At 70.3% G+C, this 20,450-nt stretch carries 21 protein-coding genes; 13 read left to right on the top strand and 8 right to left on the bottom strand.

What is annotated here, in order from left to right; all coding sequences use genetic code 11:
* Nucleotides 1–2: 2 nt before the first annotated feature.
* Entirely contained in the window at nt 3–362 is a 360-nt protein-coding gene (locus ACLD7X_RS06405; RefSeq protein ID WP_411422685.1) for a 2Fe-2S iron-sulfur cluster-binding protein, read from the bottom strand.
* Nucleotides 363–445: 83 nt separating this feature from the next.
* On the opposite strand from ACLD7X_RS06405, the gene ACLD7X_RS06400 reads away from it, so the two are divergent.
* A complete protein-coding gene (locus ACLD7X_RS06400) occupies nt 446–1,108 on the top strand; it encodes a class I SAM-dependent methyltransferase (RefSeq protein ID WP_411422684.1) in 663 nt (220 codons plus the stop codon).
* A gap of 45 nt (nt 1,109–1,153) precedes the next feature.
* Here ACLD7X_RS06400 and ACLD7X_RS06395 read toward each other — a convergent pair whose 3' ends face one another.
* Nucleotides 1,154–1,687, bottom strand: a complete 534-nt coding sequence (locus ACLD7X_RS06395; RefSeq protein WP_411422683.1) for an inorganic diphosphatase — start codon at nt 1,685–1,687, stop codon at nt 1,154–1,156.
* Between the two features lie 459 nt (nt 1,688–2,146).
* Nucleotides 2,147–2,608 (bottom strand): hypothetical protein, encoded by a 462-nt coding sequence (locus ACLD7X_RS06390; protein ID WP_412007042.1) that lies wholly within the window; start codon nt 2,606–2,608, stop codon nt 2,147–2,149.
* 231 nt (nt 2,609–2,839) lie between these two features.
* On the opposite strand from ACLD7X_RS06390, the gene ACLD7X_RS06385 reads away from it, so the two are divergent.
* From ACLD7X_RS06385 to ACLD7X_RS06370, 4 genes are all read left to right on the top strand, one after another.
* Entirely contained in the window at nt 2,840–4,687 is a 1,848-nt protein-coding gene (locus ACLD7X_RS06385; protein ID WP_411422680.1) for a proline--tRNA ligase, read from the top strand.
* Nucleotides 4,688–4,725: 38 nt separating this feature from the next.
* On the top strand, nt 4,726–5,181 hold the full coding sequence (gene psb27, locus ACLD7X_RS06380; RefSeq protein WP_411422679.1) for a photosystem II protein Psb27: 456 nt from the start codon (nt 4,726–4,728) through the stop codon (nt 5,179–5,181).
* 86 nt (nt 5,182–5,267) lie between these two features.
* Nucleotides 5,268–6,581, top strand: a complete 1,314-nt coding sequence (locus tag ACLD7X_RS06375; protein WP_411422678.1) for an adenylosuccinate synthase — start codon at nt 5,268–5,270, stop codon at nt 6,579–6,581.
* Nucleotides 6,582–6,644: 63 nt separating this feature from the next.
* Nucleotides 6,645–7,640, top strand: a complete 996-nt coding sequence (locus ACLD7X_RS06370; RefSeq protein WP_411422677.1) for an adenosine kinase — start codon at nt 6,645–6,647, stop codon at nt 7,638–7,640.
* Nucleotides 7,641–7,711: 71 nt separating this feature from the next.
* Here ACLD7X_RS06370 and cutA read toward each other — a convergent pair whose 3' ends face one another.
* Both cutA and ACLD7X_RS06360 read right to left on the bottom strand, forming a co-directional pair.
* Complete coding sequence (gene cutA, locus ACLD7X_RS06365; RefSeq protein WP_425625107.1) at nt 7,712–8,050, bottom strand: divalent-cation tolerance protein CutA; 339 nt, start codon at nt 8,048–8,050, stop codon at nt 7,712–7,714.
* A gap of 16 nt (nt 8,051–8,066) precedes the next feature.
* Complete coding sequence (locus ACLD7X_RS06360) at nt 8,067–8,909, bottom strand: precorrin-6A/cobalt-precorrin-6A reductase (RefSeq protein WP_412007041.1); 843 nt, start codon at nt 8,907–8,909, stop codon at nt 8,067–8,069.
* 31 nt (nt 8,910–8,940) lie between these two features.
* Between ACLD7X_RS06360 and ACLD7X_RS06355 the strand changes: the two genes are divergently transcribed.
* A complete protein-coding gene (locus ACLD7X_RS06355; protein ID WP_411422674.1) occupies nt 8,941–9,453 on the top strand; it encodes a single-stranded DNA-binding protein in 513 nt (170 codons plus the stop codon).
* Between the two features lie 55 nt (nt 9,454–9,508).
* Here ACLD7X_RS06355 and ACLD7X_RS06350 read toward each other — a convergent pair whose 3' ends face one another.
* Nucleotides 9,509–9,859 (bottom strand): hypothetical protein, encoded by a 351-nt coding sequence (locus ACLD7X_RS06350; RefSeq protein ID WP_411422673.1) that lies wholly within the window; start codon nt 9,857–9,859, stop codon nt 9,509–9,511.
* Between ACLD7X_RS06350 and ACLD7X_RS06345 the strand changes: the two genes are divergently transcribed.
* Genes ACLD7X_RS06345 through ACLD7X_RS06335 form a run of 3 tightly spaced genes read left to right on the top strand, consistent with a single transcriptional unit; the run spans nt 9,858 to nt 12,466 of the window.
* Complete coding sequence (locus tag ACLD7X_RS06345; protein WP_411422672.1) at nt 9,858–10,406, top strand: DUF2854 domain-containing protein; 549 nt, start codon at nt 9,858–9,860, stop codon at nt 10,404–10,406. The genes ACLD7X_RS06350 and ACLD7X_RS06345 overlap by 2 nt on opposite strands.
* 32 nt (nt 10,407–10,438) lie before the next feature.
* A complete protein-coding gene (gene argB, locus ACLD7X_RS06340) occupies nt 10,439–11,338 on the top strand; it encodes an acetylglutamate kinase (protein WP_411422694.1) in 900 nt (299 codons plus the stop codon).
* 18 nt (nt 11,339–11,356) lie between these two features.
* A complete protein-coding gene (locus ACLD7X_RS06335; RefSeq protein WP_411422671.1) occupies nt 11,357–12,466 on the top strand; it encodes a DUF3153 domain-containing protein in 1,110 nt (369 codons plus the stop codon).
* On the opposite strand, the gene priA is transcribed toward ACLD7X_RS06335, so the two are convergent.
* Nucleotides 12,463–14,715: a replication restart helicase PriA gene (gene priA, locus ACLD7X_RS06330; protein WP_411422670.1), complete on the bottom strand. Its 2,253-nt coding sequence runs from the start codon at nt 14,713–14,715 to the stop codon at nt 12,463–12,465. The two genes, ACLD7X_RS06335 and priA, sit on opposite strands and share 4 nt — an antisense overlap.
* 554 nt (nt 14,716–15,269) lie before the next feature.
* On the opposite strand from priA, the gene rpoD reads away from it, so the two are divergent.
* The 4 genes from rpoD to ACLD7X_RS06310 all read left to right on the top strand — a co-directional run bounded on the left by rpoD (nt 15,270) and on the right by ACLD7X_RS06310 (nt 20,133).
* Complete coding sequence (rpoD, locus tag ACLD7X_RS06325) at nt 15,270–16,586, top strand: RNA polymerase sigma factor RpoD (RefSeq protein WP_411422669.1); 1,317 nt, start codon at nt 15,270–15,272, stop codon at nt 16,584–16,586.
* Between the two features lie 79 nt (nt 16,587–16,665).
* Nucleotides 16,666–17,061, top strand: coding sequence for a DUF1824 family protein (locus tag ACLD7X_RS06320; protein WP_411422668.1), 396 nt, complete (start codon nt 16,666–16,668; stop codon nt 17,059–17,061).
* Nucleotides 17,062–17,198: 137 nt separating this feature from the next.
* Nucleotides 17,199–18,164 (top strand): hydroxymethylbilane synthase, encoded by a 966-nt coding sequence (hemC, locus tag ACLD7X_RS06315; RefSeq protein WP_411422693.1) that lies wholly within the window; start codon nt 17,199–17,201, stop codon nt 18,162–18,164.
* Nucleotides 18,139–20,133: a chloride channel protein gene (locus ACLD7X_RS06310; protein ID WP_411422667.1), complete on the top strand. Its 1,995-nt coding sequence runs from the start codon at nt 18,139–18,141 to the stop codon at nt 20,131–20,133. Before hemC ends, ACLD7X_RS06310 begins: the two co-directional genes overlap by 26 nt.
* A gap of 39 nt (nt 20,134–20,172) precedes the next feature.
* Here the strand turns inward: ACLD7X_RS06310 and ACLD7X_RS06305 are convergent, their stop codons facing one another.
* Nucleotides 20,173–20,331 (bottom strand): hypothetical protein, encoded by a 159-nt coding sequence (locus ACLD7X_RS06305; RefSeq protein WP_412007040.1) that lies wholly within the window; start codon nt 20,329–20,331, stop codon nt 20,173–20,175.
* Nucleotides 20,332–20,450: the final 119 nt, after the last annotated feature.

Genomic DNA, 20,450 nt, shown 5'->3' with positions numbered 1-20,450 from the left:
GCTCAGCGGCCGACGAGGGCCTTCAGGGCTCCCACCAGGCTGTTGGAGCCCTTGCCGACGGCCTCGGCGGGGCGGGTGCGCACGGTGACATCGCCATTGACGCTGGTGCGGCAGCTCAGGCGGTAGTTCGCGGGACGATCGGCCAGGTACACCTCCTCGACATCGCTGCGGGGGGAGAGGTTCTGCATGCCTTCGACCACCTCCATCACGCAAGTGCCGCACTGGCCCAGGCCACCGCAGTTGTTGACGTTGTTGAGGCCCTTGTAGGGGTTGATCCCGGCGTCCAGAGCCGCCTTGCGGAGGTTTGCCCCCTCGATGCAACCGACCTGCTGGCCTTCCTGTTCAAAACGGATGGTGGGCACGGCCGATCAAGGGTGAAACGCGCCCGCAAACTTAAGGCCCCCGGGGTCCCCCTGCCTAGCATCGATGCAGTTGTTCCGAGTTCTTGGCCGTTCCCCAGGGTTACGACCTGACCGTGCAGCAGCTGATTCCGGGTTACGCCAGCCTGGCTCGGCTCTCGGTGGCCCTCCTGGCCGCCTCACCGCTTGCCTCCCGGCCGGGGGCGGCCGTTCTGGTCGCCGGTTGCGGCACCGGAGCGGACCTGGTCGAGGCCCGGGCCCAGCGCCCCGACTGGCAGGTGACCGCCATCGACCCCTCTGCCGAGATGCTCGCCGCTGCCCAGCAGCGGCTCGGACCCGCGGACATCGTCTGGCGCCAGGCCCGGGTGGAGGAACTCGAGGCCGAGGCCTGCTTCGCGGGGGCCCTCTCGGTGCTGGTGCTCCAGTCGTTGCCCGATGACGGCACCAAGCTCGCCTTCCTGAGCGCCCTGGCCCGCAGCCTGGAGCCCGGCGGCCAGCTGGTGCTGGTGGACCTGATGGCCCCCGAGCGCTCACCGCTGCAGCCCCAGGTGGCGGAGGCCTGGCTGGGATTCCAGCGGGCCAGCGGCCTGCTCGCCCGCGACGAGGACCTCCTCGCCCTGACCCAGGGCCTGCATCCGATCGGTGAGGCGCGCCTCACCGCCCTGGTCAACGCCGCTGGATTCTCCGACCCGGCCCGGGTGTTCCAGGCTCTGGGCTACGAGGGATTCCTGCTGCAGCGTGCCCGCTGACCACCCGTGCCCCCTGACCGCAAGTGCCCCCTGACCGCAGCCGAGTCAGGTGCCTGCCGTCGCTGAACCCTTCGTGGCGGCGCTAATGCAGTGCTCCAGCAGGGCGGGCACGGCGTCCGCATCCAGCCATCCGGAAATCCTGGTCACCCGTCCCTCCATGTTCTTGTAGGTGCGGAAGAACTCCGCCACCTCTTCGAGGGTGTTCGGAGCGATCTGCCGGATGGAGTGGATGTCCCGATGGCGAAATCCAGCTTCGGGCACGCACAGCAGCTTGCCGTCGTGGGCACCGGAGTCGACCATGTCGAGGATGCCGATCGGCCGCGCCCGGATCAGACAGCCGGCGAAGGTCGGCTCCTCCATGATCACCATGGCGTCGAGGGGGGCGCCGTCGTCGGCGAGGGTGTTGGGGACGAAGCCGTAGTCGAACGGGTAGCGCACGGAGGAATGCAGCACCCGATCGAGAACCATCAGCCCGGCGGCCTGGTTGTACTCGTACTTGTTACGGCTGCCTGCCGGGATTTCCACCACCAGGTTCACCAGCCCGGGCGCTGGGGATGCCGGCAGGTGGCGCAGATCCATGGAGGGTCGGAGGGCCTTCTGTGGGTGGGCGGCCCGCCACCACCGTGGCCAGGGGCACCACGGCTGTGATCAGGGCGATCAGGGTTCCGAACAGAAAGGCGAGGGGTTCGGGGCCCGGACTGTGGGGATCGTCGCCGGCCTCGTTGCCCGAGGACTGCAGTGCCGCCAAGCCTTCGGCTTCCCCAGAGCGGGCGGGGGCGAAAGGACCTGGCGATGGGCTCGAAAGTTGCGTGTGGGTCATGGGTGCGGCCCTTGGGGCATCGCGTGCTCCAGGCCTTGAGCCCAGGAGATGTCGACGCAGGCCGTAACCGGTTCAACAGGAGATGGCGCGATTATGCCACCGATGGGCGCAGAAGTGGCGGCCGATCCGCAGGCGGATGGATCGGAAGGGCGTGACCGCGAAGGGCGATGGGTTCAGGTCGCGGCCAGCGATCAGGCGGCAGGGCGTGCGCCCAGCGATCAGGCGGCAGGGCGGGCCTGTTGGTCAAACCGGTTGGCCAGCGCCGGGGGTGTGGAGAGTCCCCCGGCCGGGGCCTCATCGAGGCGATCGAGCCGATGCCGAATGGCCTGCAATTCCTCGAGGATCGCGCTCAGCAGCTGGTGGGTGGCGGTGGAGGGGGAGTTGAGCACCTCCACCGTGACTTCCTTGATGCGCAGAACGTCCCGGGCGAAACGGGCCACCTCGTGGGGGTGGAAAAGCAGGGGATCCTTCTGGTCGCTGCGGTACTCGGGATTGAGTTTGCGCGGGTTGAAGGGCGGGTTGAGATTGCGGGGGTCGGTGTTGGTGTAGCGGTACACCGAAGCCCGGGAACGGTTCAGGGCCTTCTGAACCTCGTCGATGCCGATCAGGGCGTCGGCGGCGCCGTCGCCGCCGCCGCGGGTCTCCGGGGCGCCCGCCAGGGAACCGGGATCGATGGTCAATCCTTCAGCTGTCCCCAAGGTGTTGACATCGCCTTGGTTGGGAAGCATGAGACGCGCTTTGGACTGACTGGATTTGTTCGCGGACACTAGCAGAGGTCTCGGGCGCCGGATGTGGTCCTCGTTACGTCTGCAGCGCCGGCTGTGGCGCTGGCGAAGGCCTTGTTTCGGCCCTGCCGGATCGGGCCCCTGAAGGAGGGGTGATAGTTTCCGCCAACCCTGAAGTTGCTTTCCATGCGCGTCTCCCGCCTGATGCTGGTGACGCTGCGGGATGATCCCGCCGAAGCCGAGATTCCTTCCCATCGGCTGTTGCTCCGCGCCGGTTACATCCGCCGCTTGGGCAGTGGCATCTATGCCTACCTGCCGCTGCTCTGGCGTGTCCTGCAGAAGATTTCCGCCATCGTGCGCGAGGAGCTCGACGCCACCGGGGCCCTCGAAACCCTGCTCCCCCAGCTGCAACCCGCCGAGCTCTGGCAGCGCAGTGGGCGGTGGGCCGGCTACACCCAGGGCGAGGGGATCATGTTTCACCTCGTGGATCGTCAGGGCAGGGAGCTTGGGCTGGGGCCGACCCATGAGGAGGTGATCACCGCCCTGGCCGCCGACCTGTTGGTCTCCTACCGGCAGCTTCCGGTGAATCTGTACCAGATCCAGACCAAGTTCCGCGATGAGATCCGACCCAGGTTCGGCCTGATGCGCGGCAGGGAGTTCATCATGAAGGATGGTTATTCCTTCCATGCCGATGAGGCCTCCCTTGGCGCGACCTACGCCGCCATGGATCTGGCCTACCGGCGCATCTTTGCCCGCTGCGGGGTGAACGCCGTGGCCGTGGAGGCCGACAGTGGCGCCATCGGTGGATCGGCCAGTCAGGAGTTCATGGTGACGGCCGATGCGGGTGAGGATCTCATCCTCAGCAGTGCGGATGGCCGCTACGCCGCCAACCAGGAGCGGGCGGTCTCCCTGCCGGTCGAGGCCCAACCCCTGCCGGGTGGCCCCAGGCTGGATGGTCGGGGTGAACCGCTCGCGACGCCCTCCCAGACGACCGTCGAGGAGCTCTGCCAGGCCCATGGCTTCCATCCCAGTCAGATCCTCAAGGTGCTGCTGCTGCTGGCCCGCTTCGAGGACGGGGCCCAGCAGCCCCTGCTGGTGAGCCTGCGGGGCGATCAGCAGCTCAACGAGGTCAAACTCGCCAACGCGGTGACGGAGCGCTGCTCCGCCGAGCACGGCACGCTGCTGGAGATTGCACCGCTCACGGCCGAGGCCGTCGGGGCTGAGGGCCTGCGCCCCATCCCCTTCGGCTACCTCGGCCCGGACCTTGCCGATGGGGTGCTGGACGGGGCCCGGCGCTGGATCCCGAACTTCCTGCGGCTGGCCGATGCCACCGCGGCCGATCTGGACGCGTTCATCTGCGGGGCCAACCAGGTCGACACCCACCGCAGCGGCGCCAGCTGGGGCGCGCTGGGACCCTGTCCGGGCAGCCTGGATCTGCGGGCGGCCCAGCCGGGCGATCGCTGTCTCCACGATGCCGGCCAGCGGCTGGCCGCGACCCGCGGCATCGAGGTGGGCCACATCTTCCAGCTGGGCCGCAAGTACTCCACGGCCATGGACGCCACCTTCACGACGGAAGACGGCGTGGAGCAGCCCCTCTGGATGGGCTGCTACGGCATCGGTGTCTCGCGGCTTGCCCAGGCGGCGGTCGAGCAGCACCACGACGCCCAGGGCATCTGCTGGCCCACGGCGATCGCCCCCTACGAGGTGATCATCGTGGCGGCGAACGTGGCGGAGGAGACCCAGCGGCTGCTGGCCGAGCGGCTCTACGGGGATCTCCAGGAGGCCGGCCTGGCCGTGCTGCTGGACGACCGCAGCGAGCGGGCCGGGGTGAAGTTCAAGGATGCCGACCTGATCGGCATCCCCTGGAGGGTCGTGGTCGGCCGGGGGGCCGCGGAGGGCCGACTGGAACTGGTCCAGCGGGCCGGAGGCGACCGCAGGGAGCTGTCCCAGGACGCGCTGCTGCAGACCCTGGTACCCACGGTGCTGCGGGAACGCGGGGGCCTGCAGCCGCTGCCGGGATCACCCTTGCCCTGAGGGGAGGTCCTTAGGATCGGCGCACTTGCACAGCGGCCATGGTTGGCGCCCTCTCGACCCAGGTCCGCCGATGGCTGCAGGCTTGCGGCCGGGCCCTCCGGGCCGGTCGGCGTTCCGTCCTGGCGCTCTGCCTGACGGGCTGCCTGCTGCTGACCGCCTGCGGCAGCGTCGATGGCAGTCTTTCCGGCAACTATGTCGACGACACGGTCGCCGTGGCGGATGCCCTGATCGCCACGGTCGGGATGGGCGCGGACGACGCCGGACGCTCCGAGGCCGAAACCGAGGCGCGCCAGCTGATCAACGCCTACATGGCCCGCTACAGGCCCCGCCAGTCCGTGAATGGGCTGGCCTCCTTCACCACCATGCAGACGGCCCTGAACTCCCTGGCCGGCCACTACGCGAACTACCCCAACCGTCCGGTGCCGGATGCCCTGCGGGATCGGGTCACCAAGGAACTGCAGAAGGCCGAGCGCGGCGTGGTCCGCGGGGCCTGATCCGCGGGGCGTGATTTTGACGAAGGGGACCTCCATCTGAGAGTCTCTGTGGTTGTGCTGTGAAGCGGCTCCGGGCCGCTGTGTCCTTGGCCAACGTTGTCGTCATCGGTGCGCAGTGGGGTGACGAGGGGAAGGGCAAGATCACCGATCTCCTCAGCCGCTCCGCCGATGTGGTGGTGCGTTATCAGGGCGGTGTCAACGCCGGGCACACCATCGTCGTGGACGACAAGGTGCTCAAGCTGCACCTCATCCCCTCCGGGATCCTCTACCCCGACACGGTCTGCCTGATCGGGTCGGGCACCGTGGTCGATCCCCGCGTGATGCTGGAGGAGCTCGACATGCTGGCCACCTTCGGCATTGACGTCTCGGGCCTGCGGCTGGCCTCCACGGCCCACGTGACCATGCCCTACCACCGCTTGCTGGACCAGGCGATGGAACAGCGGCGTGGTGACCGTCGCATCGGCACGACGGGACGGGGGATCGGGCCCACCTACGCCGACAAGTCGGAGCGCAACGGCATCCGCATCATCGACATCCTCGAGGAGGCCCGCCTGCGGGACCGGCTGGCGGGCCCACTGGCTGAAAAGAACGAGATCCTCGAGAAGCTCTACGGCATCGCCCCCCTCGACTTCGAGGCCGTGGTCCAGGAGTACCTCGGCTACGGCCAGCGTCTGGCTCCCCATGTGGTGGACTGCACCCGCACCATCCACCAGGCCGCACGCGCCCGCCAGAACATCCTGTTCGAGGGAGCCCAGGGAACCCTGCTGGACCTCGACCACGGCACCTACCCCTACGTCACCTCCTCCAATCCCGTCAGTGGCGGCGCCTGCATCGGTGCCGGCGTCGGCCCCACCCTGATCGACCGGGTGATCGGCGTCGCCAAGGCCTACACCACCCGGGTCGGTGAGGGGCCCTTCCCGACCGAGCTGCAGGGCAGCCTCAACGACCACCTCTGCGACCGGGGAGGCGAATACGGCACCACCACCGGTCGGCGCCGGCGCTGCGGCTGGTTCGACGGGGTGATCGGCCGCTACGCCGTCGAGGTGAACGGCCTCGACTGCCTGGCCATCACCAAGCTCGACGTGCTCGACGAGCTCGACGCCATCCAGGTGTGCGTGGCCTATGAGCTTGACGGCGAGCGCATCGAGCACTTCCCCAGCAGTGCCGAAGTGTTCGCCCGCTGCAAGCCGGTGTTCGAGACCCTGCCCGGCTGGCAGACATCCACGGCCGAATGCCGCACGCTGGAGGATCTGCCGGCCACGGCGATGAGTTACCTGCGCTTCCTGGCCGAACTGATGGAGGTGCCGATCGCCATCGTCTCGCTGGGGGCAGACCGGGACCAGACGATCGTGGTGGAGGACCCCATCCACGGACCGAAGCGGGCCCTGCTCAGTGTCTGACCTGCTCAGTGTCTGAGCGGTGCTGCCCTCCCGATCCGCCGCGTCGACCCTCCCCGATCCTTCATGACCCCCAAAACCCTTGATGTCGTCGGCATCGGCAACGCCATCGTCGATGTCCTCGTGCAGGCGGACGACCGCTTCCTCGGTGACCACGGTCTGACCAAGGGCACCATGGCGCTCGTCGACGAGGCCCAGGCCGACCGTCTCTACGGCAGTGTCGGTCCCGGGCTGGAGACCTCCGGCGGCTCCGCGGCCAACACCCTGGCGGGCATCGCCCAGCTGGGTGGCCGGGCCGGCTTCATCGGCCGGGTGCGGGACGATCAGCTCGGCCGGATCTTCAGCCATGACATCCGTTCGGTCGGGGCGCGGTACGAGACCCCTGCCGCCACCAGCGGGCCCTCGACGGCCCGTTGCCTGATCCTGGTGACGCCCGATGCCCAGCGCACCATGTGCACCTATCTGGGTGCCTCGGTCGCCCTGGACCCTGCCGACCTGGATCTGGCCATGGTGGCCCAGGCCAAGGTGCTCTACCTCGAGGGCTACCTGTGGGACAGCGAGGCGGCCAAGCGCGCCTTCATCGCCGCGGCGGAGGTGGCTCGCTCCCATGGCGGCCAGGTGGCCCTGAGTCTCTCCGATGCCTTCTGCGTCGAACGGCACCGGGACAGCTTCCAGGAGCTGGTCGACGGCCATGTGGACATCCTCTTCGCCAACGAGATGGAGATCACGGCGCTCTACAGGGCCAACAGCTTCGAGGCGGCGGTCGAGGAGGTGCGCGGCCGCTGTGCCGTGGCGGCCCTGACCCGCAGCGAGCAGGGCTCCCTGGTCCTCAGCGGCGAGCACAGCCACGCGATCGCGCCGTACCGGCTCGGGCCCCTGGTCGACACCACCGGCGCCGGTGATCTCTATGCGGCGGGCTTCCTGCACGGCTTCGCCCAGGGATGGGATCCGGCCCGCTGTGGACGCCTCGGCTCCCTCTGTGCCGGCCAGGTGGTCACCCAGCTGGGTCCGCGGCCCCAGGTCGACCTCGGCGAGCTGGTGGCCACGCACCTGCCCTCCTGAGTCCGGCTCACCGGCATCCCGGATCGCCCGAACACCGCAAGAGGGCAACACCGAATCACCGAATTACCGAATCACCGAAGGTCGCTGCTGCACTCCGCGTTCCCTGGGCCGCAGGCCGTCAGCCACGCCCCGTAACCGCGGCTGCAGCTGGCCTCCCAGTGGATCCACTCGGGGGTGTCGTAGCTGTGCAGTCGGTGCACGAGGGCTTCGAGTTCCTGCAGCTGCTCCGGCCGGCTCTTGATCAGCAGCTGCACTTCGTGCCCAGTGACCAGTTCCCCCTGCCAGTGGTAGAGCGACTGCAGCGGCGTGAGGGCGACACAGGCCGCCAGCCGGGCCTCCAGCACCGCCCTGGCCAGGGTTTCGGCCTGCTCCTGGCCTGCCTCGGTGGTGATCGCCAGCAGCAGGGTCATGCGGTTCCGGGCGCCCTCAGCCATCCTGCCCCGCGGCTCCCGTTCCCCCGGGACCGGGCCAGGCCGCCAGCCGGGCCAGCAGAGCCTGCTGATCCAGTCCCTGGACGCCTGTCGGGTCCGGCGGCCGGCGCAGCAGCAGCAGGCGGCACCCTTGCCGGAGGGCCAGGTGACGCCACAGGGCTTCGGGAGGCCCGCCCGACTGCCGCGCCAGGATCAGCGTGATGCCCCAGCGCTTCAGCAGGGCCTCCTCGACGGCCCCCCCGGCCGTCGGCCGCAGGCAGGCCACCCGCTCCGCCGCCAGCCCCGCCGCCATGGCCTGCTGGAGCGCTGCGGCGCTGGGCAGCAGGCGGGCATGGTGGAGGGCCCCCGGGCTGCAGGCCACCGCATCGGCCAGCCGGCGGGCGCCGATCGCCAGCAGGATCCGCTCACCCCGCAGCGGGACCCGGCGCAGGGCGTCGAGGTCGGGCAGCAGGGGCACCGGGCTCGCCGCGCCGTCGTCGGCCAGATGCGGACGCTCCAGCCGCAGCAGCGGCAGCCCCTGGGCGCCGCAGCCGGTTACCAGGGCCTGCCGGATGGAGAGGGCAAACGGATGGGTCCCATCCACCACCAGCGTGAACGGGGCACCGTGCCGCTCGGCCTGCAGCAGCTCCCGCTGCAGGCCTGGGGCCCCGTCGAGGGCTCCGGTGCACAGCTCGACCCCTGCCAGATGGTCATAGGCCCGGCCCGCCGCCGGGGTCACGACGCTCACCCGCACCCGCCAGCCGAGCGCCAGCAGGGCCTCGGCCAGGCGCGGGCCCTCGCCGGTACCGGCGAACAGCCACAGCCGCCGGCGGGGCTGGTGTGCGCTGCCCTGGTGCATCAGGATGGGCTCACCCAAGGGTTGCCGGAGCGTGAATCACTGTCTGCTGGAAGTCGATGTGCTGGAGGCCCCCCAGGTGCGCTACACCCAGGACAACCAGACTCCTGTGGCGGAGATGGCGGTCCAGCTCGATGGCCTGCGGCCGGATGACCCGCCGGGCCAGCTGAAGGTGGTGGGCTGGGGCAATCTGGCCCAGGATCTGCAGAACCGGGTCCAGGTGGGGCAGCGCCTGATGATCGAGGGCCGGCTGCGCATGAACACCGTCACCCGGCCCGATGGGGTGAAGGAGAAGCGCGCCGAGTTCACCCTCTCCAGGCTCCACCCCCTCGTCGCTGGATCAGCTCCCTCCATGGCGCCCTCCATGGCGCCCCCCCCGGCGACCCGCTCCGTGCCCCCCGTCGCCAGCCCGGCGCCGGCCTCCGGGCGCCCGGCCCCTCGGCCGGTGCCGCGGGCGGCGGCGGCGGCGGAGGCGGAGCCCCCCACCTGGAATGCCTCGCCCCTGGTGCCCGATCTCCCCGAAACCGACGACGAGATTCCCTTCTGAGGCCGGCCTGAACCGCCTGCGGGCCAGTCAGCCTGGCGGAGTTTCACCGGAGGGGTCAGCCGCCGCCGTCCTGCAGCGGGGTCACCCGGTCGAGCAGTTCCCCCAGCTCCCGCTCCAGGGCCGCCAGATCCAGGCGCCACTCGGGCCAGGCCCCGGCGTCGATCTGGCGCAGGAGCCAGAGCCGGTCGGCCTGGAGCTTCTCGATCAGCTCCGCTGTGGGGATTGGGGCCTGCGGGGGTTCAGCCTTCCCTGGGTCCTCCGGTTGTTCCGGGGGCTGGGCTGTTCCCCGGGACTCGGCTGTTCCCGGGGGGGCGGAAGGCGCGGCGTTCGCGGGCGGCGTGGACTCGCCGGGACGGGGGGGACTGGACATCGCGGCGGCCGGGCTGATCGTGGAGGATGGCGTCATGCAAGCACTTTTCTCCCCAGGGAGTCTCGTCACGGTGGCCGGCGCCGCGCTGTCCGTGATCGGCTGGATCGGTTACGCGACGGGCAACCCCAACCTCAGCCTTCCCACCATCTTCTACGGCATCCCGATTCTGCTGGGGGGGCTGGCCCTGAAGTCCTCGGAGCTCCCTCCCCCCGAGCGTCTCAACCCTGCGGGTCCGTTCAAGGCCCTGCGCGAACGACCGGAGAGTGAGCCGCTGCGCAAGCTCCTGGCCGATGTGATGCGCTGGCGCTACGGCCAGAAAGCCCATCTCGAGAGCTCCCTGGAGGTGCTCAAGCTCTGGGACGAGGACGAGCCCCCCCAGCTGCTGGCCGTCGAGGAGCTCGACCATGCCGGGCAGTACGGCCTGAGCCTGCGCTTCGACGCCGGCGCCGTGCCCTTCGAGCGCTGGCAGGCGCAACAGGAGCGTCTGGGCCGCTTCTTCGGTGCCGGCCTCTGCTGTGAACTGGAACAGCTCCAGGGGGGGCGCTTCACCCTGCGGCTGCTGCCCCAGCCCGCCTCCAGTTGAGAGCTCCTGCCGAACCACTCCCCATCAGCCCCATCGTGAGCCCCGATCCCACCATCAACCAGACCGATGCCCTGCGGGTGTCGGTGCTCAGCGAAGCCCTTCCCTACATCCAGCGCTTCAGCGGTCGCCGCGTCGTGGTCAAGTACGGCGGCGCGGCCATGGTCCAGGAGGAGCTGCGCGATGCCGTGTACCGCGACCTGGTGCTGCTCAGTTCCGTCGGGGTGCAGCCGGTGATCGTCCACGGCGGCGGCCCGGAGATCAACGAGTGGCTGGCCCGGCTCAACATCGCGCCGGAGTTCCGGGGAGGGCTGCGGGTGACCACCCCCGAAACCATGGATGTGGTGGAGATGGTTCTGGTCGGTCGGGTCAACAAGCACATCGTCAACGGCCTCCACAAGGTGGGGGGCCGGGCCGTGGGCCTCTGCGGCAGTGACGGATCGCTCGTGACGGCCCGCACCTATGGCGAGGGATGCAACGGGCTCGTGGGCGAGGTGGCGGCCGTGGACCCCTCGGTGCTCGGCCCCCTCCTCGATGCCGGCTACATCCCGGTGATCTCCAGCGTGGCCGCCGATCGCGAGGGCCAGGCCCACAACATCAATGCCGACACGGTCGCCGGCGAGCTGGCCGCGGCCCTCCAGGCCGAGAAGCTCATCCTGCTCACCGACACGGCCGGCATCCTGCGCAACCGCAGCGATCCCGGCTCGCTGATCCGTCAGCTGACCCTCGCGGGTGCCCGTGAGCTGATCGCCACGGGGGTGGTGGAGGGGGGCATGACCCCCAAGACCCAGTGCTGCATCCGGGCCCTCGCCCAGGGGGTGGCCGCGGCCCACATCGTCGATGGCCGGGTGCCCCATGCCCTGCTGCTGGAGGTGTTCACGGACGCGGGCATCGGCACCATGGTGGTGGGCAGTCCCCAGCTGCTCGAGAGCTGAGGCCAAGCGTCCTCCCCCATGGCTGACGATCCCTTCCTCCCGGCGCGCCTCAGCCTCGAACGGGGCGACTATGGCCAGGTGCTGCGCACCCTGGCGGATCTGGCTCCGGCCCATCCCCCGGCCACCGCCCAGGGAGCCCAGTTGCAGCTGCTGATGGCCACCGCCTGGATGGGACAGGGCAACACCGCGCAGGCGATGGCCTGCTGCCGTCAGGTGAAGCGCTGCAGTGACCCCGGTCTGCGGGCCCAGGCCAGGGATCTGCTCACGGTGCTGGAGGCTCCCGCCCTCGAGCGTCCGCGCCGGTGGTCCATCACCCTGCCGGCGCTGGGCGAGGCCGAGCCCCTGGCCGGGGGGATGCAGCAGCTGGCACGCCGCCGCCGCCGGGCCCAGCGTCCGGCGCCGCCCCCCCCACCACCGGTGGGCCCCACCCGGCCGCCGCTCGGTTTCGCCGCGCTGGTGCTCGCGCTGCTGCTGCTGGCGATGCTGCTCGGAGGATGCGGCACCCTCCGCAGCGAGCTCCACTTCCATGGTCCCGGACGCCTCCAGGTGGGGCAGCGGCTGGGGCATGACGCGGCTGGGGTGCCGACGCCGTGGGAGCGCCAGTTCGGATCGGCCCTGCGGCAGGCCGGCCTGAAGCCCGCCGCCGCCGATCCGGGCCCCACAGGGGAGCGGTTGCTGGCTCCGGTGATGCCCGCGGCCGAGGCCCTCGAGCTGCTGGCGGCCAACGTCGCCGAGGCGGCCCGCCTGGCGGGCATGGCGATGCCCCGCCCCAGGCTCGAATGGCACGAGCGCAACTGGCTGGTGGGGGTCCAGCAGCGGCTGGTGGTGGAGGTCGATCTCAGCCAGGCCGATCCCCTGCCGGGCGCTGGCCTGAGTCTGGATCTCGAGCCCCTGCGTCCGGCCGCGGTGCGCCGCGCCAGCCCCGAAGCGGCGGTGGTGCTCTCCGCCGTCCGGGGAGTCCGCTGGCCGCTTCGCTGTGGCGCCGTCAATGCCCTGGAGGTCCGCTGCTGGCGCTGGAGCCCCCTCGGCCTCGGCGCGGGGGCCATCCTGCTCGGCCTGTCGGTGGTGCTGCTGCTGGGGCGCCTGCGCCAGCAGCTGGGTTTCGGCCTGCCCGGCCTGCCGGCCTAGAGGTTGATCGGGTCCGGGTCGATGGCCAGGCCGACACCGCTCGGCAGGGTCTGCCGCAGGATCGTCTCCGGCGGCAGGGGCAGGCACGGCGATTGGGATGGGTCCGGCTCGGCCGGACCATGCAGGAGGAGCTGCCAGCGGCTGCGGCCAGCCACCCGCGCCACCGGGGCGGGGGCCGGACCGATCAGCCACCACCCGGCGGCCTCCACCGCGGGCCTCAGCAACTCCGCGACGGCCGCCGCCGCCGTCGCGGTCCGGCTGGCCTGGGGGCCGCTGAAGCGCAGCAGACAGGCCCGGCTGAACGGCACCAGCCCGCCATGGCGGCGCAGCTCCAGTTCACTGGCCAGGAACCGGTCGTAGCGCCCATCGACCAGATGCCGGATCACCGGATGGTCCGGGCTGTAGGTCTGCACCAGCACCTCCCCAGGCCGCTCACCCCGTCCCGCCCGTCCGGCGAGCTGGAGCAGCAGTTGCAGGCACTGCTCCGAGGCGCGCAGATCCGGGCGGTGCAGCAGGCCGTCGGCGGCCAGCACCGCCGCCAGGGTCACCCGGGGCAGGTCCATGCCCTTGGCCAGCATCTGGGTGCCCACCAGCACATCGGCATCCCCGGCGGCGAAGCGCTCCAGCAGCCGCCGATGGCCATCGCGCCCACGGGTGGTGTCCCGGTCGAAGCGCAGCACCCGCAGGCCCTCGAGTTCTTCCCCGAGTTGTTCCATCACCCGCTGGGTCCCGGCTCCGAACGGCTTGAATGCCGTCGAACCGCAGTGCCCGCAGCGGGTCTGCATCTCGGCGCGGTGGTCGCACCAGTGACAGCGGAGCCATTCCTGGCTGCCGGAACGATGGACGGTGAGAGCCACGTCGCAGTGGGGGCACAGCACCGCCTCGCCGCAGCTGCGGCAGCTCAGGAAGGTGCGATAACCGCGGCGCGGCACCAGAACGACCGCCTGCTCACCCCGCTCCTGAAGGCCCTGGAGCCGGGTCATCAGCGGTCGGCTGAGCAGGCGGCGGTGCCCCGCGGCCAGCTCCTGCCGCATGTCCACCAGCCGTACCGGCGGGAGCGGGCGGCCGCCGATGCGCTCGCGCAGCCGGAGCAGGGTGGTCTGCCTGGGGCCGGTGGTGTGGCAGGCGAGCCAGGTTTCCAGGGCCGGCGTGGCGCTGCCCAGCAGCAGCACGGCCCCGGTCTGCTCCGCCCGCAGCCGCGCCACCTCGCGGGCGTGATAGCAGGGCATCGGACTCTCCTGCTTGTACGAGGTGTCGTGCTCCTCGTCGAGCACGATCAGACCCGGCTGACCCAGGGGAAGGAAGACGGCCGAACGGGTTCCCACGGCCACCAGCGGCTCCCCCTCCAGGCAGCGCCGCCAGGCGGCGACCCGCTCGCCTTCGCTGAGGCCGCTGTGGTACTCGACGACGGCGGCGCCGAAGCGGCGCCTGCAGCGGTCGAGCAGCTGGGGGATCAGACCGATCTCCGGCGTGAGCAGCAGGCTGCTGCGGCCTGCCGCCAGGTGCCGGGCGGCCGCCTGAAGGTACACCTCCGTCTTGCCTGCACCGGTCACGCCCCACAGCAGGAACGACTGGCCCGGCCCAGCTGTCTCCAGGGCCTGGATGGCCTGGGCCTGCGCAGGGGTGAGGGGCTGGGGCGCTTCGAGCGGCTCGCCGCTGCAGCCGCCTTCTCCTCCGGGTCGGGCGGCCCTGCGCCGCAGCAGTCCCCGGCCTTCCAGCGCCTGCACCACGCTGCGGCTGAATCCGGCTCTGCCGCAGAGTTCCCGCAGGGGGACGGGGGCGGCTGCGCTCTCCAGATGGCTGAGCAGGGCCCGCTGGCGCTCTGTCAGGCGCTCCGTCAGGCGCTCATCCCCTCCGACCGGCCGGACGGGTTCCACCACCCAGATCGGTCGGGGCGCCCCGGTCCGGCTGGCCCGCCGCTGCCCCAGCCAGCCCGGCGGCAGGGCACTTTTCAGGGTCTTGAAGACACTGGTGTGGCAGTGTCCTGCCACAGCCGTGATCAGGCTCTGCCACGTCCCGTCGACGGCGGCGCTCTGCAGGATCGCCTCCACCGGCAGCAGCCGGCGGCCCCGGAGTTCCTCGGGGGGCTGCCGGAGGCCGTCGACGACCAGGCCGCTGTGCAGGCGGCCCTGCAGCCGGACCTGCACCAGATCCCCGATGCCCACAGGCAGATCCAGGGGATTGGCATAGGTGAACACCTGTCCCTCGCGGCCGGCCTCGAGCCAGATCTGCAGCCACGGGCTCAGCAAACTTGCAAAGGTCTCCGGGCATTCATAGGATGGTGCTGTTGGGCAGTCCAATGGCTGCCGTCGGAACCAGGCAGAGTTCCGTCCAGTGGGAAGACCTGAAGAGAGAGCCCTGGGATTACCCCCATCCAAGCCCTCCGGTCTGCGACCACCCCTGACAGCACTGCTCCGGCTCCGGCCACCTCCATGCGCTGCCGACAGCTTTTTCCACCGTTGGCCCAGCCGCTGACCGCCCCCGCTCTCCTGTCTGACGTCCACCCCTGACCTGACGGTCGCCGCTGGGTAGCTCCCGAGGGAGTTGTCCCCTGCTGCGCAGGCTTCGTCTTGGTTTCAGTCGTCCACCCCACGGTGGAAGACTGGTCCTGAGGCCTGGCTGGTCTGTTCGCACCGCGGTGCATCCCCATCGCTGTTCGTTCCGGTTCCTGGCCGTCCAGCTCCCAGCCGTCCCCCAGGCAGCCCGCCGCCTGTTTCTCAGGCCCGGCCAGAGCGTGCCTCTTCCCGTCCACCAGGATCCCCGTCTCCCCGTTCACCCTTTCGTCCCAGCCGCCCGTTCGTCCATGAGCCCTGCAGTTGCCAGCCCCAAGTCCGCTCCCGAGATCCTGATGGTGGCGACGGCAGCGGGGGGGGCGGTCCAGGTGACCGCCAAGGGTTCAGGCCAGGAACCAGACACCACGGCCAGCAAGGTCGCCCCGAAGCCCAAGGCTGCGGCCGGGGGCAAGGCCAAGGCCGCCGCCAAGTCCTCCGCCAAGCCCAAGGCCGCCTCCCGGACCGCCAAGGCAGCAGGCGCCAAGCCCGGCTCCACGGCTGATCTGGATGCGGCGGCGGACCAGCTGCTCGCCTCGGCCTCGGCCTCTCCGGCAGAAACGGCCGACAAGGACGACAAGGCGGCCAAGGCGCTGGCGAGCATCAAGGTCGGCCCCAAGGGGGTCTACACCGAGGACTCGATCCGGGTCTATCTGCAGGAAATCGGCCGCATTCGTCTGCTGAGGCCCGACGAGGAAATCGAACTGGCCCGCAAGATCGCCGACCTGCTCCAGCTGGAGGAGCTGGCGGCCCAGTTCGAGGCCGACCACGGCCACTATCCGGACACCAAGGAATGGGCGGCCCTGGTGGAGATGCCCCTGATCAAGTTCCGCCGCCGGCTGATGCTCGGCCGCCGGGCCAAGGAAAAGATGGTGCAGTCGAACCTGCGGCTGGTGGTGTCGATCGCCAAGAAGTACATGAACCGGGGCCTGAGCTTCCAGGACCTGATCCAGGAAGGCAGTCTCGGCCTGATCCGCGCCGCCGAGAAGTTCGACCACGAGAAGGGCTACAAGTTCTCCACCTATGCCACCTGGTGGATCCGTCAGGCGATCACCCGCGCCATTGCCGACCAGAGCCGCACGATCCGGCTGCCGGTCCACCTCTACGAGACCATTTCGCGCATCAAGAAAACCACCAAGACCCTCTCCCAGGAGTTCGGCCGCAAGCCCACGGAGGAGGAGATCGCCGAGTCGATGGAGATGACCATCGAGAAGCTGCGCTTCATCGCCAAGAGTGCCCAGCTGCCGATCTCCCTGGAGACGCCGATCGGCAAGGAAGAGGATTCCCGTCTCGGTGACTTCATCGAAGCCGACATCGAAAACCCCGAGCAGGACGTCGCCAAGAACCTGCTGCGCGAAGATCTGGAAGGTGTGCTGGCCACCCTCAGCCCCCGGGAACGGGATGTGCTGCGGCTGCGCTACGGCCTCGATGACGGCCGCATGAAGACCCTGGAGGAAATCGGCCAGATTTTCGATGTCACGCGGGAACGCATCCGCCAGATCGAAGCCAAGGCCCTGCGCAAGCTGCGCCATCCCAACCGGAACGGCGTGCTGAAGGAATACATCAAGTAACTCTCGGCCCCCTCCCCCCTCGGCGGACCCCGGGTCGCTCGACCATCCTGTAGGAGGGGACCGTTGTGTTCCACCTCTGATGGCTGAAGCCCTTGCCGACCTCCGGGGCCTCCGCACGGCTCCCCACCTCGACGCCTCCCAGCGTGAGCAGCTGCGCAGCGAGCTTCTGCTCCGCATGCAGGCCTGTGACTGGTTCACGGTCGGGGTGATGGCCCCCACGGCCAGGCAGGCGGTGCAGGTGCTGCGTTCCCTGGAGTCCGAGCTCGGCTGGCAACCCCTGGAGCCGGACCCGGCCGGTGAGAGCCTCGAGATGGTCGAGGGTCCGGTGTTCCTGAAGGCCAACCAGCACACCGGACGGTTTCTGCTGCGCCGTGAGCAGGGACTCGGGGAGGGATTGCTGATCACGGGCCACAACCCGGCCGAGCCGGCGGTGGAGGATACGTGGGGCCCCCTGCCACTCGACTGCTTCGGCTGAAGGGCCTGATGGCCCTGCGAGGGACTGCCGAACCTCCAACCCGATCACGGACCATCGCAAGCGGCTGCTGCGGGAACGTCAGTCCCTAGGCTGGGCGGCTGTTGATCGGCAGTTCGACTGCCAACCGAAGGTTCTCGATGGCCGGCTCCACCCTGCGCATTGCCTCCCGCCGCAGCCAGCTCGCCATGGTGCAGACCCACTGGGTGCGCGATGAGCTGGCCAGGGCCCACGCCGGCCTGGAGATCAGCATCGAGGCGATGGCCACCCAGGGGGACAAGATCCTGGATGTGGCCCTGGCCAAGATCGGCGACAAGGGGCTCTTCACCAAGGAACTGGAAGCCCAGATGCTGGTGGACCGGGCGGACATCGCCGTCCACAGCCTCAAGGACCTGCCGACCAACCTGCCCGAAGGGCTGATGCTCGGCTGCATCACCGAGCGGGAAGACCCGGCCGATGCCCTCGTCGTGCACGCCAAACACAGCGACAGGAGCCTGGCGACCCTGCCGGAGGGTGCGGTCGTCGGCACCAGCTCCCTGCGCCGGCTGGCCCAGCTGCGCCATCACTTCCCCCACCTCACCTTCAAGGACGTGCGGGGCAATGTGATCACCCGGCTGGAAAAGCTGGATGCCGGCGAGTTCGATTGCCTGATCCTGGCCGCCGCGGGGCTGGGTCGCCTGGGCCTGGGCGGGCGGATCCATGAGCTGATCGATCCCTCGATCTCCCTGCATGCCGTCGGCCAGGGTGCCCTGGGCATCGAGTGCCGCGAGGGGGATGAGGCCGTGCTGGCCCAGATCAAGGTGCTCGAGCACCTCCCCACAGCCCGTCGCTGCCTGGCGGAGCGGGCCTTCCTGCACGAGCTCGAGGGGGGCTGCCAGGTGCCGATCGGGGTCAACACCCGCTTCAGCGGCGACGACGACACCGGCGAGCTGATCCTCACCGGCATGGTGGCCAGCCTCGATGGTCTCCGGCTGATCCGCGATGAAGCGCGTGGGCCGCAGGAGGACCCGGAGGCCATCGGCAGGGGCCTGGCGCACCGCCTCAGGGAGCAGGGGGCTGGCGAGATCCTGGAGGAGATCTTTGCAAGCGTCCGGCCCGAGGCCTGAGGCCCCAACGCCTGGCTCCGCCGAGGCTGGCCGCCAGCCCTTTCAGTGGAACCTGCTCGCCTGGGCCGCCCTGGTCGGCGGCCTCACCGGGCTCGCGGTGGTGGCTTTCCACGAGCTGCTCGGTCTGATCAACAACGGACTGTTCGGTCCCCTCGTCGAAGTGCTCCTCAGCGTCGGTCGTGCACCTCTGAGCGAGCCCCCGCCCGAGCTGGTCCAGTTGCCGCCCCAGAGCGGCACACCCCTGCGCGCCCTGCTGCAGATCGGCCTGGGGGGGCTGGGATTTCTGCCGCCGCCGCCCGCCAGCCTCGAGCCGCCCCCCCTGCCCGTCTCCGGGCTGCCCGACTGGATCAACCTCTGGCCGGTGGTGGTCGTCCCCACCCTCGGGGGGCTGGCCGTGGGTCTGCTGCGCCGTCTGGGCGGCGATCTCGGGCCCGGCCTCCCCAGTCTGCTGGCCATGGCGGATGGGGCTGTCCCCCCCATGCCCCGGCTTCCAGCCCTGCGGCTGCTGGGTGCTTCCCTGAGCCTCGGCAGCGGCGCTTCCCTGGGCCCCGAGGGCCCGAGTGTGGAAAGCGGCGGCAACCTGGGCCTCTGGGTCGCCCTGCGGGCCGGGCTGCCTCCCCAGAGCCAGAAAGCCCTCGTGGCGGCGGGGGTGGCGGCGGGGCTGGCTGCCGGCTTCAAGGCCCCCATCGCCGGGGTGTTCTTTGCCTTCGAGGGGAGTTTCAGCGCCATTCAGGGCCGGCCGAGTCTGCGGGCGGTGCTGGTGGCGGCGGTCGCCTCGGCCCTGGTGACCCAGCTGGTGCTCGGGGATGCACCGATCCTGCGGCTGCCGGCCTACGAGGTGCGTTCACCCCTGGAGCTGCCGTTGTACCTGGGGCTTGGGCTCCTGGCGAGCCTGGTGTCCTGGCTGCTCCTGACGGTGCTTGCCCTGGGCCGCAGCGATCGGCTGCAAGGCGCGCTGGCCCGCCTGCCGGTCGGACTTCCCACGGCCCTGGGGGGGGCGGCGGTGGGCGTGATGGCCCTGGGGTTTCCCCAGGTGCTCGGCGTCGGCTACGACACGATCGAGGCCCTGCTCGGGCGCGACGGGGGCATCCCCCTGCTGGCCCTGCTGGTGCTGCTGGGGATGAAGCTGCTGGCCACGGCCATCAGCAATGCCACCGGGTTCGTGGGCGGTGGCTTTGCCCCCTCCCTGGTGCTGGGAGCGGTGCTGGGCAACTGCTACGGCCAGGTGCTGGGCGATGGCTGGCTGCACCTGCCGATTGCCGAGCCACCCGCCTATGCCATGGTCGGCATGGCGGCCGTGCTGGCGGGCAGCGCGCGGGCGCCGCTCACGGCCCTGTTGCTGCTGTTCGAGCTCACCCATGACATCCGGATCGTGCTGCCGCTGATGGCGGCTGCCGGCTTGAGTGCTCTCCTGGTGGAACGCTGGCAGGGGATCAGCGATCCCGGTCTGCTCGGCCCCGACGCCGAGGAGGAGCGCCGCCGGCGTGAACTCGCCGCCGTCGGCGTCAGCGAGGCCTTCGAACCCGAAGCTCCCCTGGTGCTGCCGGCGGAGTCTCCGGCCGTGACAGCCCTGGCCGAGCTGGTGGCGGCCCATGGTCACTGCCTGGTGGTGGCCGAGGGGCAGTGGGTGATCGGCCTGGTGACCCTGGCGGATCTTCAGCGGGTGATCAGCGCCCGCTCGGACTCCCCCGGCGCTCGGTCCGGCGCCACGCCTCTGCTGCGGGACTGCCTCCGGGGCGATCTGGTCTGGCTGCCTGAATCGGCCCATCTGGCGCAGCTGGAGGATCAGCTCGCCCCCACGGGCTGCCGCCAGGTGCCGGTGTTCGCGGTGGAGGCGATCCGGGCCGGGGTTCTGCCCCATGGCCTGCCGAATCCCGGCCTGGCGGTGGCCTCGCTGCGGGGACTGGCCAGCCGGGACGGCATGGCCAGAGCCCTTGCCCGCCGGATGATGCTGCCGGCGCAGCCCTGAGGGTCGCCGGTCAGGGCTGCTTCAGGCCCACAGGGAGATTCAGGCCTGCTCGCGCTGCACGGCGCCGAAGTGGCTCACATCCAGTCCGCTGGCGATGGGGTCGGCATCGGCCAGACGGGCGATGATCCGATGCAGGTCGAGCACGGAGAGTTCCCCGTCGCTGGACCATTTGAGGGCCGTGCTGTGCTCCTGCTCCATCACCTGACCCCAGCTGCCGCGCGCTCCGGCACCACCGCCAGAGCAGGAGGACAGCTCTCCGGCTCCACCCTGGTGTGAATGCGGGGGATGCACAGGAATCATCGGCCACAAATCTGAAC

Origin of the sequence: Aphanothece microscopica RSMan92 (assembly GCF_046613545.2) — a bacterium.
Lineage (GTDB): Bacteria > Cyanobacteriota > Cyanobacteriia > PCC-6307 > Cyanobiaceae > NIES-981.
Note: the sequence above shows the minus strand (reverse complement) of the source record. Positions and strands in the feature narration are given on the sequence as shown.

Coding starts and splice junctions, on each gene's coding strand:
- ACLD7X_RS06395 (WP_411422683.1), bottom strand. CDS start 1,687: ATGGATCTGCGCCACCTGCCGGCATCCCCAGCGCCCGGGCTGGTGAAC.
- ACLD7X_RS06385 (WP_411422680.1), top strand. CDS start 2,840: ATGCGCGTCTCCCGCCTGATGCTGGTGACGCTGCGGGATGATCCCGCC.
- psb27 (WP_411422679.1), top strand. CDS start 4,726: ATGGTTGGCGCCCTCTCGACCCAGGTCCGCCGATGGCTGCAGGCTTGC.
- ACLD7X_RS06370 (WP_411422677.1), top strand. CDS start 6,645: ATGACCCCCAAAACCCTTGATGTCGTCGGCATCGGCAACGCCATCGTC.
- cutA (WP_425625107.1), bottom strand. CDS start 8,050: ATGACCCTGCTGCTGGCGATCACCACCGAGGCAGGCCAGGAGCAGGCC.
- ACLD7X_RS06360 (WP_412007041.1), bottom strand. CDS start 8,909: ATGCACCAGGGCAGCGCACACCAGCCCCGCCGGCGGCTGTGGCTGTTC.
- ACLD7X_RS06345 (WP_411422672.1), top strand. CDS start 9,858: ATGCAAGCACTTTTCTCCCCAGGGAGTCTCGTCACGGTGGCCGGCGCC.
- ACLD7X_RS06350 (WP_411422673.1), bottom strand. CDS start 9,859: ATGACGCCATCCTCCACGATCAGCCCGGCCGCCGCGATGTCCAGTCCC.
- ACLD7X_RS06335 (WP_411422671.1), top strand. CDS start 11,357: ATGGCTGACGATCCCTTCCTCCCGGCGCGCCTCAGCCTCGAACGGGGC.
- rpoD (WP_411422669.1), top strand. CDS start 15,270: ATGAGCCCTGCAGTTGCCAGCCCCAAGTCCGCTCCCGAGATCCTGATG.
- ACLD7X_RS06320 (WP_411422668.1), top strand. CDS start 16,666: ATGGCTGAAGCCCTTGCCGACCTCCGGGGCCTCCGCACGGCTCCCCAC.
- hemC (WP_411422693.1), top strand. CDS start 17,199: ATGGCCGGCTCCACCCTGCGCATTGCCTCCCGCCGCAGCCAGCTCGCC.
- ACLD7X_RS06305 (WP_412007040.1), bottom strand. CDS start 20,331: ATGGAGCAGGAGCACAGCACGGCCCTCAAATGGTCCAGCGACGGGGAA.